This window comes from Streptomyces sp. NPDC048389, assembly GCF_040706335.1.
In the GTDB taxonomy this organism is placed as follows: domain Bacteria; phylum Actinomycetota; class Actinomycetes; order Streptomycetales; family Streptomycetaceae; genus Streptomyces.
In genome coordinates this window covers 1-12480 of sequence record NZ_JBEZKP010000090.1, presented here as the reverse complement: position 1 = coordinate 12480, position 12480 = coordinate 1, and the positions used below count along the sequence as shown (strand labels likewise).

The 12480-nt window shown below is 71.2% G+C and carries 9 protein-coding genes and 1 pseudogene; 2 read left to right on the top strand and 8 right to left on the bottom strand.

All coding sequences use genetic code 11. The features are described from left to right. Positions 1–219 precede the first annotated feature (219 nt). Positions 220–2205: a cellulase family glycosylhydrolase gene (locus tag AB0903_RS33170; protein WP_366708464.1), complete on the bottom strand. Its 1986-nt coding sequence runs from the start codon at positions 2203–2205 to the stop codon at positions 220–222. 516 nt (positions 2206–2721) lie between these two features. On the opposite strand from AB0903_RS33170, the gene AB0903_RS33165 reads away from it, so the two are divergent. Beyond that, the gene (locus AB0903_RS33165) at positions 2722–3273 is read left to right on the top strand and encodes a hypothetical protein (RefSeq protein ID WP_366708463.1); all 552 of its coding nucleotides are present in this window, start codon (positions 2722–2724) and stop codon (positions 3271–3273) included. Between the two features lie 456 nt (positions 3274–3729). Beyond that, the gene (locus AB0903_RS33160) at positions 3730–4218 is read left to right on the top strand and encodes a diadenosine tetraphosphate hydrolase (RefSeq protein WP_366708462.1); all 489 of its coding nucleotides are present in this window, start codon (positions 3730–3732) and stop codon (positions 4216–4218) included. Between the two features lie 165 nt (positions 4219–4383). Here AB0903_RS33160 and rbsD read toward each other — a convergent pair whose 3' ends face one another. The 7 genes and pseudogenes from rbsD to AB0903_RS33125 all read right to left on the bottom strand — a co-directional run. Then, complete coding sequence (gene rbsD, locus AB0903_RS33155; protein WP_366708461.1) at positions 4384–4773, bottom strand: D-ribose pyranase; 390 nt, start codon at positions 4771–4773, stop codon at positions 4384–4386. Then, a complete protein-coding gene (locus AB0903_RS33150) occupies positions 4770–5696 on the bottom strand; it encodes a ribokinase (RefSeq protein WP_366708460.1) in 927 nt (308 codons plus the stop codon). Before AB0903_RS33150 ends, rbsD begins: the two co-directional genes overlap by 4 nt. A gap of 23 nt (positions 5697–5719) precedes the next feature. Beyond that, positions 5720–7684, bottom strand: coding sequence for a substrate-binding domain-containing protein (locus tag AB0903_RS33145; RefSeq protein WP_366708459.1), 1965 nt, complete (start codon positions 7682–7684; stop codon positions 5720–5722). Beyond that, the gene (locus tag AB0903_RS33140) at positions 7674–9212 is read right to left on the bottom strand and encodes a sugar ABC transporter ATP-binding protein (RefSeq protein WP_366708458.1); all 1539 of its coding nucleotides are present in this window, start codon (positions 9210–9212) and stop codon (positions 7674–7676) included. The genes AB0903_RS33145 and AB0903_RS33140 overlap by 11 nt, the downstream gene beginning before the upstream one ends. Next, positions 9209–10234 carry a LacI family DNA-binding transcriptional regulator gene (locus tag AB0903_RS33135; protein WP_366708457.1) on the bottom strand — a complete coding sequence of 342 codons (1026 nt, stop codon included), beginning with the start codon at positions 10232–10234 and terminating at the stop codon, positions 9209–9211. Before AB0903_RS33135 ends, AB0903_RS33140 begins: the two co-directional genes overlap by 4 nt. 422 nt (positions 10235–10656) lie before the next feature. Then, positions 10657–11337 (bottom strand): SMI1/KNR4 family protein, encoded by a 681-nt coding sequence (locus AB0903_RS33130; RefSeq protein ID WP_366708456.1) that lies wholly within the window; start codon positions 11335–11337, stop codon positions 10657–10659. A 180-nt stretch (positions 11338–11517) separates the two neighbouring features. Further along, positions 11518–12304 (bottom strand): annotated as a pseudogene (locus AB0903_RS33125) (IS701 family transposase); the annotation flags it as partial. Positions 12305–12480: the final 176 nt, after the last annotated feature.

The following is a 12480-nucleotide window of genomic DNA, read 5'->3' as shown; positions in this document are numbered from 1 at the left end:
TTCATCGTGGACACCGCCCGCCGACCAGCGCGAGCACGGAAGGACGCCCGCACACCAGACCCGTGACCTGCAACTTCACGATGCACACCGCTCAGCGGTGGCAGGCACCGCACCCAGGGCCGCGCCGAAGGCCGACGCAACAGGACGGAAACCGGCTACGCCAACTGCACAGGACTGGACTGTGTGACGTGCAGTGCGGGGACGCCTTGGCGGTACGGCTCACCGAGCCGCTGCGGCCTCTGCGGCCTTCGACGCCCACGTTTCCAACTCCGCCCGGGCCGCCCGCAGCAAGTCGCCGGACGGAACCGCCGCGCCATCCGTGACCAGCGCATAATGCGCTCCGGCGGGGGCCGTGAGCAGGAGGCGGCGGCTGCCCGTGCCGCCGGGTTCGGGGGACGCGGCGACCGGTACGCCCTCGTCGTACGCCGGCAGGCCGTGGACGGTGCCCAGGTCGGAGACGACGGTCGTGGATGCCGGGTCGAACGATGCCGGGAGGTGGAGCTCCGTCGGGGCCGGGGAGCCGTCCGAGTGCCACAGCAGGACTCCGTAGCGCCCCGGGCCGACCAGCTCCGACAGGCGTGGCATGGACGACGGGACCGGGTTCCAGGTGAGGGTGGTGGAGCCGTCGCGGGAGCGGTCCTCGTAGGTGAAGGCGAGCAGCCGGCCGGCGGTGGCGCCGGGGTAGAGACGGTCGAGGAGGCGGTCGTCCTGGCGCAGTACGGGGGTGCCCGACGCGTCCAGGCGGACGGCCGACAGGTCCTCGTCGTTCCAGGCGTCGCCTTCCGTGAGGATCTTGCCGGGGTTGCCGTTCATGAGCTCGCGGTGGCGGCCGTTGTAGATGTCCCACTGCCATTGGGTGCCGGAGAGAACGGGTCCGGAGTCCTGCGGGCGCGACCACCAAGTACCACCCGGGAGACGTGAGTCGAGGGCCTGGTACATCGCCTTCATGACCGTCGGTGCCTTGTCGGCGACCATTCCGGCCAGCGGGTGGCCGAACTCGCTGACGATGCCCGCCGTGCCCGCGCCTGCCGCGCGGTCGCGGACTGCGGAGAAGTCGCCCGTGTACTGGCCGTTCTCCGCCTTGCCCCACATGAAGACGCCGGAGATCGCCTTCTGGTCGTAGAAGTGGGTGTTGAAGACGTAGCGCGGGCCGAGGCCGGAGCCGGCGTCGAGGAAGCCGCCTTCCTGCCGCTGGAAATCGAGGTTGGCGTTCCAGAAGAGGTTCGGCTCGACGAACGCGGGCTTGTCGCGCCAGCCGGCGGCGTCCATGCGGGCGCGGAACCTCTCGTAGAAGGGCCAGAGCAGGTCCCGTTCCCAGGCGCGGCTGCTCTGGCCGGGGTCGTAGGTCCCCGCGTGCGGTTCGTTGTACGGGTCGAAGCCGATGACGCCGTCGAACTCCGCCGGAGTGAGGTGCTCGGCGAGGTACGCCATGGTCGTCCCCGCGGTGGCGAGGAAGGCGTCCTGGACGCCGCCCGCGTTGTGCCAGAAGTCGTACGTCGCCTGTGTCACGGCCTTGTTCTGGGTGATGTTCTGGCCCCAGAAGAGGCAGATGCCGCAGGATTCACGCGGATATCCTCCGGCTTCCACGGCCCACCGGGGCGCGCCGTCGCCGGTGGGCCAGCTGTCCTCGTGGAAGAGGTGGCGGGAGTACAGGTCCTGGTGGAAGTCCGGGTAGACGCGGATACCGGCCCGCAGGAACGCCCGCATCTGGCCGGTGACGGCGGCGAGGTACCGCTCGTCGACCTGTCCGCGTACCGGTTCCGCGTAGGCCCAGGAGAGCAGGAAGCGGGCGGTGTTGGCGCCGCCGAGCGCACGCATGGCGGAGGCGGACTTCTCGGCGTCGGCGACGGAGGCGAAAGGCAGGCCGTCGTTCTCGGCGAGCTTCGTCTCGCCGGACACGTTGTAGCCGCGCAGCACGACCTCGCGGCCGAGCCCGTCGGTGAAGCGGCCGTCCTCGACGGTGAAGTCGGCGGCGGCCTGTTCGTCGAACCAGAGTGAGCCGGGCGGCAGCCGCCCGGCGCGGTCCGAAGACGCCGTACCGGCGACGGTGACGGCGCCGACGGACGGGGGCGTGTCCGCGGCGGACGGACGCGCGCCGGCGGCGGACGGTGCGCCGGCGGCGCTGAGCGAGGCACCGGCCAGGGCGAGGGCACAGGCCAGTGCCGGCAGACCGGGCAGACGTGCGTCGCGTCGCTTCTTCGCCATGACAGCGGACAGTGACTGACGTAGCGTCAGAAGTCAACGCATCTCACGTCCGTCATCAGAACGCGGAGCATGGTGAGCACCGTTCGGGGAGGACACCGGGACCGGCACGGGCTTCGGGTCCACACCGGTCCGCACACGGCCGGGGGCGGCGGACCCGAAGGCGGCGGTCCCGGGTACGGACCGGCGGCGCGACCGTGTCGGCGCCGGCGGAGACCCCGTGGGGCCCGGGGGGATCCCTGAGCAGAGATCCGTTCATGACCGTCCGTTTCCGACGGACGGCCTCGACCGGGCCGGTGCTGAGCCGATCGCTACGACACGCGTGAGCAGATTGCCATGATCCCGACACAGTGGCGGTTCACGGTTTCGGTGCCGGGAGATGCGCGTCCCCCCACCGCCGGGCTCCGGGCCCCGCCACCGGAACGGGAGCCGGAACGGCCGCCGGACGCCAATAACGTGCCGATCGCATCACCACGGCTGGGACGACGACACCGACCCGAACCTGAGACAATCCCTGCCGTGGACGACGATCAGGTGGTGTCCTTGCCGGGCGGAGCGGCGGACCCGGCGCCATGCGCGGAGCACCCCCGCACGCCTGCCTGGCCGCGGTGGCAGGACACGTACCCCGCCACCGCGCCCGGCGGACACCCGTACGTACTTGCCGCGCTGCGGATGACGGTCCCCGGCGGGCGGCACTGGCAGCAGCACCGACTGGTCGAGGACGACAACCTGCCGTCCAGACTCGGGCCCCTGTTCAGTACCGTGCCGGTCAGCCACTCGCTGCTTCAGGAGCCGCACGGTGGCCAGCACTGCCGCTTCAGCACCGACGGCCCACGCCTGTGGCGGGACGATGATCCGAACCACTGGCCGAACACGCTCTATCGGCAGCTCGCCGAACAGGACGGTCCGCGGGCCGGATTGGGCGAAGTGACCGTGACGATACGTCTGCAGTCCAGAGACGGTCTCATCACCCGGCAGGTCACTCGCACCATCAGCGAATGCAACGTGCGGGCGGACGCCCGACTGCTGCTCGCCCAGGTCCCGAACCGGCTGACCGGCGACAGCGCCTGACCGTCCGGGAGCGCGGGTACGAACGCGGGAACGACCGCGGGAACACGGGAACTCGGGAACGGGGAGCCCGCCCGCCCGGCAGCCCGCCCGCCCGGGGGCCATACCGTCCAGGAGTCCGGCCTCCTTGGGAGCCCGGGGCCGCGCTGTCCCGCCGGCAGTCGGAGGGCGGGAGCCGCTCACTCCCGCAGGCGGTCGTACGTGCCCGCGCATCGCGCGGGTACCGGCCGGTGGCACCCGGTCGCGCCGCGCCATCACGCACTGCACGGCCCCACTCGCCACCGACGCCCGTCTCCCCGTCTCCGGCATCCGGCATCCGGCACCCCGCTGCCGACCCGAACCGGCATCCCTCGCGCCCCCGGACGCCCGCCCCGGGACCGCGGCACGCGCTCGCCGGCCCGGACCGGCTGCGGGGACGGCGGCCGAAGGGCGATGATCGCGGCACGGTAGATTCCGGGCATGGTGGACGACTGGCGGACGGACCGGATCGGGAGCGCTCTGCGGGGTGAGAACCCGACGGTGCTTCGGCGCTTGGACGCCGCCTTCGCGGTGATCGGGGACGTGCAGTTCCTTCCGGGCTATTGCGTGCTGCTGGCGGACGATCCGGGGGCGGAAAGGCTCTCGGACCTCCCGCGCCCCAAGCGGCTTTCGTTCCTGGCCGACATGGACCGTCTCGGAGAGGCGGTCGAGCGTGCCTGCCGCACGACGGACGCCGCCTTCCGGCGCGTCAATCTGGAGATCCTCGGCAATACCGACGGATTCCTGCACGCGCACGCATGGCCCCGATTCGCGTGGGAGCCCGCCGAACTGGTGCACCTGCCGGTGTGGTTCCATCCGCGCGACAGATGGAGCGACGATCGGTTCGCCCTGGGGCCGCGACACGACCCTCTGCGCGAGGCGATCAGCGGCGAGCTGGACCGGTTGCGCGCAAGCGCGTCGCCCCGGTGAGCGGCGAACGCGACCATGGCGCTCCCGGCTTGGAGGGTCAGGCGGTCCGGCCGGGCCGGGCACGGCTCTTCGCGCCGCCCGATGCCGTGCCACAAGCAGCCCGGGTCGCAGCTGCGCCCGGCACCGCTGCCCCATCGGGGGCGGCGGCGCCTCGGCGAGCTGCCGTCAGAAGAAGACCCCGCAGCGCAGCAGCGCGTTCGCGTACGGCCGGGCCTCGCCCGTCCGGACCACCAGGTGGGCTGCCGTGGCGAGGGCCTTCAGTTCCTCGTGCGGGATGAACTCCACGCCCGGCAGGCGCTCCTCCATCAACCGGGCCGCCGGGGTGTTCGCCTCGCGGATCTCGCTCGCTGCCGTCGCCCCCTCGACGACCAGTTCGTCGAGGAGGCCGTCCAGCACGTCGGCGAACGACGGGACACCGGCGCGGAAGGCCAGGTCCACGACGCGCGGGCCGGACGGGATCGGCATGCCCGCGTCGCAGACGAGGACGCCGTCGCCGTGCCCCAACTCGGCCGGCGCGCCCGCGAGATGGCGGTTGAGGATGCCGGACTTCTTCACAGGGAGCCGGCCTCCTCCGCCGTCGGGAAGGCTTCCTGCGCGCCCTTGCGGGTCACCGCCGCCGCACCCACGCGGACGGCGTAGACGGCGGCCTGGGACAGGGATTCCCCGAGGCCGAGCCGCCAGGCGAGGGCTGCCGTGAAGGCGTCTCCGGCACCGGTGGTGTCGACCGCTTCGACCTTCGGGCTCGCCACGTGGTCGAGACCGCCGGCCTCGCCGTCCGCGACGAGTGCGCCCTGGGCACCGAGGGTGATCACGACGGAGCGCGGGCCGAGGGCGAGCAGGGCGCGCGCCCATTCCTCGGGCGTCGCCCCCGCCTCCTCCGCCCCGAGAATGAAGCACGCCTCGTGCTCGTTGACGACCAGCGGGTCGCAGACGGCGAGCACGTCTGCGGGCAGTGGTGCCGGCGGGGAAGGGTTGAGGACGAGGCGGGCGCCGGGCGGCAGTGTGCGGGCCACCTCCGCGACCGTGTCGAGCGGGATCTCCAGTTGGAGGGAGACCACTCGGGCCCGGCCCAGCAGCTCATCCGCCGCGCGGATGTCGGCGGGCGTGAGCCGCGCGTTGGCGCCCGGCGAGACGACGATGCTGTTGTCGCCCGACGGGTCGACGGTGATCAGCGCGACACCCGTGGGCGCCCCGCCGACGCGTACGCCCCCGGTGTCGACACCGGCCGCCCGCTGCGAGTCGAGCAGCAGCCGCCCGTGGGCGTCGTCGCCGACCCTGGCCAGCAGGGCGGTGCGCGCGCCGAGGCGGGCGGCGGCCACCGCCTGGTTGGCGCCCTTGCCGCCGGGGTGGACGGTCAGGTCGGTACCGAGGACGGTCTCCCCCGCGGCGGGGCGGCGTTCGACGCCGACGACGAGGTCGGCGTTCGCGGAGCCGACGACCAGCAGGTCGTAGTCACCGATGTCGTCCATGTCATACATACGGGATACGCCTTCCTGGGACGTCACGAGAAGTCGGCGACGTTCTCTGCTGTGACCACCTTGACCGGCACTTTCACCGTGCTCTCGACCTTCTTGCCCTGCGCGGCCATGACGGCGTTGCGCACGGCGATCCTCCCCAGTTCGGCCGGCTGCTGGGCGATCGACGCGTAGAGCGTGCCCGCCTCCACGGCCTTCAGGCCGTCGGGGGTGCCGTCGAAGCCGACGACGTACACCGACTTCCCGGCCCGGCTGCCCAGGGCCTTGACCGCACCGAGCGCCATCTCGTCGTTCTCCGCGAAGACCCCGTCGATGCCGCGGTTGGCCTGCAGCAGGTTCGTCATCACGTCGAGGCCCTTGGTCCGGTCGAAGTCCGCGGGCTGCTTGGCGAGGACCTGGATGCCGGGGTACTCCTCAAGACCCTCGGCGAAGCCCGCGCCGCGCTCGCGGCTGGCGGAGGTGCCGGCCGTACCCTGCAGGATCACGATCCGGCCCTTGCCGCCGAGCTTCTCGGCCAGCGTCTTCGCGGCGAGCCTGCCGCCGGCGACGTTGTCGGACGCCACCAGAGCCGCGGTCTGGGCGTTGTTGACGCCGCGGTCGGCTGCGATGACCGGGATGTCGGCCTTGTTGGCACCGCGTACGGCCGGTCCGACCGCGTCGGAGTCGACCGGGTTGACGATGACGGATTTCATTCCGGAGCTGGTGAAGTTCTGGAGCTGGTTGGCCTGCTGGGAGGCGTCGTTCTGCGCGTCGGTCACGGTGAGCTCGATACCGGCGGCCTTCGCCTCCGCCTGCGCGCCGTCCTTCATCTGCACGAAGAACGGGTTGTTCAGCGTGGACAGCGACATGCCGATGCGGGTGGTGGTGGACGACGAACCGGGGTTGAGGAGCGAGACCGCGCCGACCACGGCCGCGACGATCGCCGCGGCGACGGCGAACTTCGCCGCGCCCTTCTTCTTCGCTCCCGGGCCCCCGGTCCCGGCCGCGGCCGCGCCGCCCCCGGCTGCCCCCGCGCGGCGGCGCAGCGTGTCCAGCAGTACGGCGAGGGCGATGACGACGCCGATGACGACCTGCTGCCAGAAGGCGGACACCGAAAGGAGGTTGAGGCCGTTGCGGAGGACGGCGAGGATCAGCGCGCCGATCAGGGTGCCGGACGCCTTGCCCACGCCGCCCGCGAGGCTGGCTCCGCCGATGACGACGGCGGCGATGGCGTCGAGCTCGTAGCCCTGCGCGGCCTGCGGTTGCGCGGAGGCGAGCCGGGAGGCGAGGACGATGCCGGCGACGGCGGCGAAGAGGCCGGACAGTGCGTAGACGACCATCTTCTGCCGCCTGACGCGCAGGCCGGACAGCCGGGCGGCCTCCTCGTTGCCGCCGATGGCGTACATGGCGCGGCCGATGTGAGTGCGGCCCAGGATCACGGCGGTGACCAGGCCCATCGCGATCATCACGAGCACGGGGACGGGCAGCCAGCCGCCGAGGGTGTCACCGAGCGAGGAGACGGACTCGGGGAAGGCGATGGGGCTGCCCTGCGAGATGACGAGGGACAGCCCCCGGCCGATCGACAGCATGGCGAGCGTCGCGATGAACGGCGGGAGTTTGCCGTACGAGACGAGCGCACCGTTGACGAGTCCGCAGGCGATGCCCGTCGCGACGGCGAGGATCACGGCGAGCCACACGGGCACGCCTTCGCTCGTCGCCGTCCAGGCGAGGACGGTGGCACTGAGCGCGGCGACGGAACCGACGGACAGGTCGATACCCGCGGTGACGATGACGAAGGTGACACCGAAGGCGAGGATCGCGGTGACGGCGGCCTGTACACCGACGTTGAGCAGGTTCTGGGTGGTCAGGAAGTCGCCGGAGAGCAGCGACATGGCGACGAGCAGCACGACGAGCGCGGTGAGTGCGCCGTTGTCGAGGAGGATGCGGCGCAGGGCAGAACCCGCCGGGGCGCCGCTCGTGCCCGTGTCGTTCACATGCGTGTCAGTGGCCACGGGGGCCCTCCTCTTCGTTCACTGCGGTGTTCGTCGCGGGGCTCGCGGTGACGGCGAGGGCCATGACCGCGTCCTGGGTGGCTTCCTGTGCGTCGAGTTCGCCGGCGATCCGGCCCTGGGCCATGACCAGGACGCGGTCGCTCATGCCGAGGACCTCCGGCAGGTCGCTGGAGATCATCAGGACGGCGTGCCCGGAGGCGGTCAGCTCGTTGACGAGCTGGTAGATCTCGACCTTGGCGCCGACGTCGATCCCGCGGGTCGGTTCGTCCAGGATCAGCACCCGCGTGTCGGCGAGCAGCCACTTGCCGATGACGACCTTCTGCTGATTGCCGCCGGACAGGGTCCGTACGTGCTGGCCGAGCCCCGCCATCCGTATGCCGAGTTGTTCGGCGATCCGCGCGGCGGCGGTGCGCTGTCCCTTGAGGTCCACGAGCCCGGCGCGGGTCGCGGAGCGCAGCGTGACCAGGCCCAGGTTCTCCTGCACGGACGCGTCGAGGACCAGGCCCTGGCCCTTGCGGTCCTCGGGTACGAGGCCGAGGCCGGCGCCCATCGCCGCGGTGACGTCGTGCGTGGGCAGCGTCCGGCCGAGGACGTTGACCGTGCCGGTGTCGTACGGGTCGGCGCCGAAGACGGCGCGGGCGACCTCGGTGCGACCGGCGCCCACGAGACCGGCTAGGCCGACGACCTCTCCGGCCCGCACTTCGAAGCTGACGTCGTGGAAGACGCCGTCGCGGGTCAGTCCGCGCACGGAGAGCAACGGCTCACCGGTCTCGGGGCGTTCTCTGGGGTACTGCTGCTCGATGGAGCGGCCGACCATGAGCCGTACGAGCTCGTCCTCGGGGGTCGTGGCGGGCACCTGGTCGACGGAGCGGCCGTCGCGCAGGACGGTGACTCGGTCGCCGAGGGCGGCGATCTCGTCGAGGTGGTGGGTGATGAAGACGATGCCGACGCCGTCCTCGCGGAGCTGACGCACGATGGTGAAGAGCTTGTCGACCTCCTCGGAGGTCAGGACGGCGGTCGGCTCGTCCATGATGAGGACGCGGGCGTCCAGGCTGAGGGCCTTGGCGATCTCCACCATCTGGAGGCGGGCGATGCCGAGTTCGCGTACGCGTGCCCGTGGTGAGACCTGCACACCGACGCGCGCGAGCAGTTCGGCCGCGTCGGCCTCCATCTTCTTCCGGTCGATCAGGCCGAAGCGCCGGGGCTGGCGGCCGAGGAAGATGTTCTCGGCGACCGTCAGATCGGGCACCAGGTTGAACTCCTGGTAGATGGTGGCGATGCCGAGGCGTTCGGCGTCCTGCGCGCCGTGGATGCGGACCTCGCGCCCCTCGGCGAGGATGCGCCCGCTGTCGGGGCGGTAGGCGCCGGAGAGCATCTTGATGAGGGTGCTCTTGCCGGCTCCGTTCTCACCGAGGAGGACGTGCACCTCGCCGCGGCGCAGGTCGAAGTCGACCGAGTCGAGGGCGACCACGCCGGGGAAGGTCTTGCGGATCCCTTCGATGCGCAGCAACTCGTCCTGGCTGCTCACAGGTTGCTCCTCTGCCGGGAGGGGATGGAAGGCGTCTCGCCGCAGGAGCGGCGTACGACGAGGCGGGCGGGCAGTGTCACCGACTGCGGGGGCCTGCCCTCGATCAGGTCGACCAGTGCCCGTACGGCGGCTCTGGCCAGGTCGGCGACCGGCTGCGCGATGGCCGTGACCGGCGGATCGGTGTGCACGAACCACGGGATGTCGTCGAACGCGGCGAGGGCGATGTCCTGCGGGACGCGCAGTCCGCGGGCGCGCAGCGCGTCGAGGGCACCGAGGGCCATCAGGTTGTCGGCGGCGAAGACGACATCGGGCGGTTCGGGGAGCGCGAGGAACTCCTCGGTGACGCGGCGGCCGCTGGCGGCCTGGAAGTCGCCCTGCCCGATGTACGCGTCGGGCAGGGGCAGCCCGTACTCCCGCAGCGCCGAACGGAACGCCTCGACACGTTCGTGGCCGGTGGTGACGGCCGCCGGGCCGGCGATGATGGCGAGCCTGCGGTGGCCGAGGCCGTGCAGATGGGCGACGAGGTCGCGGATCGCCTGCCGGCCGTCGGCGCGGACGACGGGGACGTCGACGCCGGGGATCCAGCGGTCGACGAACACCATGGGCGTCCCGCCGCCCGCCGCTTCCACCATCAGCGGGGAACGGCCGTCGGCGGGTGACACGAGCAGGCCGTCGATCCGTCGTTCGAGGAGCGTGCGGACGTGGTGGTCCTGGAGGTCGGGCTCCTCGTTCGCATTGCCGATGATGACGCTGTAGCCGAGGGTGCGGGCCTCTTCCTCGACGAATCGGGCCAGCTCGGTGAAGTACGGGTTGAGGACGTCGCTGATGACGAGTCCGATGGTGCGGGTCTGGTCCGTGCGCAGCGACCGGGCGACCGCGTTGGGCCGGTAGCCGAGCGCTTCGACGGCGGCGAGGACGCGGGCCCTGGCGTCGGGGCTGACGGACGGGTGGTTGTTGAGCGCCCGCGAGACCGTGGCGACGGACAGGCCCGCCGCGGCGGCGACGTCCTTGATGCCGGCCATGTCCGGACCACCTCCTTGTGGTTTCCATGAGCCTGCGCACCATGGGCGGATGAACCCATGGAAACGTTTACACGAGGAGATGGAAACGTTTACACGGCGTAAAGCGCAAGACCCCCGCAGCGGGCGAGATCAGATCGTGACGAGGGTGCCCCGAGCAACGGGCCCAGTACCAACCGCGCGGTCCGCAGGCGGGGTTCGTACCGGGCGAGGTGGCCCGCGATCCGGCCCATGGCCACCTCGAACGCTTCCCGCCATCGGGCGGGATCCATGCTGTGACCTGCGGCCACCGTCTCGTCGTTTGTCCACACAACTCACGATGATCAACGGTGGCCGCACCCGTTTCCGCACGGGCCCCACCGTGGCTGGGGCCCCTACCTGGCCCGTTTGACCACCGCAACGCTCAACAGCACAGGCCGACGGGCCTACGGTGCCGACAGGGCCGTGCGCTCGGCTTTCTCCAGCCAGTCGGTGTACCAGCGGGCGAACGTCACCGGCGTACCGTCGTCGTCGAGGAGAGGGGCGAGGTCTACGTCGTCCACCCGGCAGTCGGACCAGATCGTGCCGCGGTGGCTGCCGCTGATAAGCAGCCATTCTCTCTGGGCGCAGCCCAGGTGGGAGATCACGATGGCGCCAGCGGTGCGCTCCGGGGCAAACATGACGACCTCCCACCGCTCGTCCCACGCCTCGACGGCATCGTCGAAGTCCTCGATGTCATCGAAGTCCTCTTCCACGGGGCGTTGGGCAAGAAGGTCGTCGAGCAGCTTCGGGTCCGGGCCCTGGTCGGGAAACGGCTCGGCAAGCCTCGACAGGTCGGCCAGGTCCGCGCCGTCGCCTTCCCAACGCCAGCGGCCCTGCACGCGCCGAACCGGGAACAGGCCGTACGCGGGGCCCGCGCCGCCCGCGCCGACGTGGAGCAGGAAGGACCGGTACTCCTCTGGCAGCCGCACGCCCGCCTGAGCCTCGAGTTCGGCAAGCTCGCCCTGGGTAAGCGGGTCCTCCACGATCCACCTGTGCCCCAATGCCCCGAACACCTTGCTGCCGGAAGGCCCTGCACCCGCCGCCTCGACCCGCTGACGCACGCCGACCCACCACTGATCACTCATGCGCAGACCGTACGGGCAGCCACCGACACCTGGGTCGCGAGGCCCACTGCTGCGGTCCCGACGGGCCAAGAACGGCTCGACGTCCCAGGCCCCTCGGCACGCACGCACATCGGCCGGCCGAGACCCCCGGGCCCCCAACCAGCGCACTCAGTGACACTCACCAGCAAGATCACGATCTACAACTGGAGTAATAGCTGAGTAGCAGCGGTAGAAAGCGAGTTCGCCGGTGCGCCGGTTGCGGCGGACGAGCAACTGGTGGTGGCCGGGCCGGTCATCGGTGATGTCGGCCAGGGCCCAGTCGTAGAAGCGGTGGCCCTTGACTCCAGCGCCGGCGGAGAGCTTCTGCCAGGCCCGCTTGGGCAGCTTCTTGACCAGGGCGCCGGCGCGGAACTTGCCCGCGCGGGTGGTGATCTGGTGGTCGCGGGCGACGGCGAGTACGTAGCCGATCTCTCGTCTCTCCAGCTCGCCTCGCAGGTGCGGGTTGCCTCCGTAGACCTCGTCGCCGGCCACCCAGGAAGCGGGGACACCCGCGTCCAGGGCGCGGCCGATCATGCGGGCGGCGAGGGCGGGTTTCGTCGTGAAGCCGACGGTGTCGGGTATCCCGGCGGCCCGGCAGCGGGCGGTGTCCTCGGTCCAGGAGCACGGGACATACAGCTCCCGGTCGATCGCCGCGTGGCCGAGCGGGGTGGAGTAGGCGAGGTAGACGGCGACCTGGCTGTTCTCAATGCGTCCGGCGGTACCGGTGTACTGGCGCTGCACGCCCACCATGCGGATACCCTTCTTCAGGTCGCCGGTCCCACTTGGCCCTCGACAGCAGGTGCTGCAGACCGTACGGGTTCGCGTCCCCGGCATGTTCAGCGAGCGTCCAGCAGTTCTTGCGCGGCAGGTCCGACAACAGCCCCAGCACGAACGCCCGGGCCCGGCGCCGGGGTTCCACCCGGCCAAACCGTCCCGCGATACGGCCCATCAGGACCTCGAACGCTTCCTGCCAGCGGCGGGCAGGATCTATCCTGTGACCTGCGGCCACCGTCTGATCTTCTGTCTTCACCAACACCGTTGCGTTTACGTCCTTGAGCGGTTCGCAAGTCCGTGTTCGAAGAACGTGACGGTGGTGTGGAGGGTGTAGTTCTGGCTGGTCGTGGG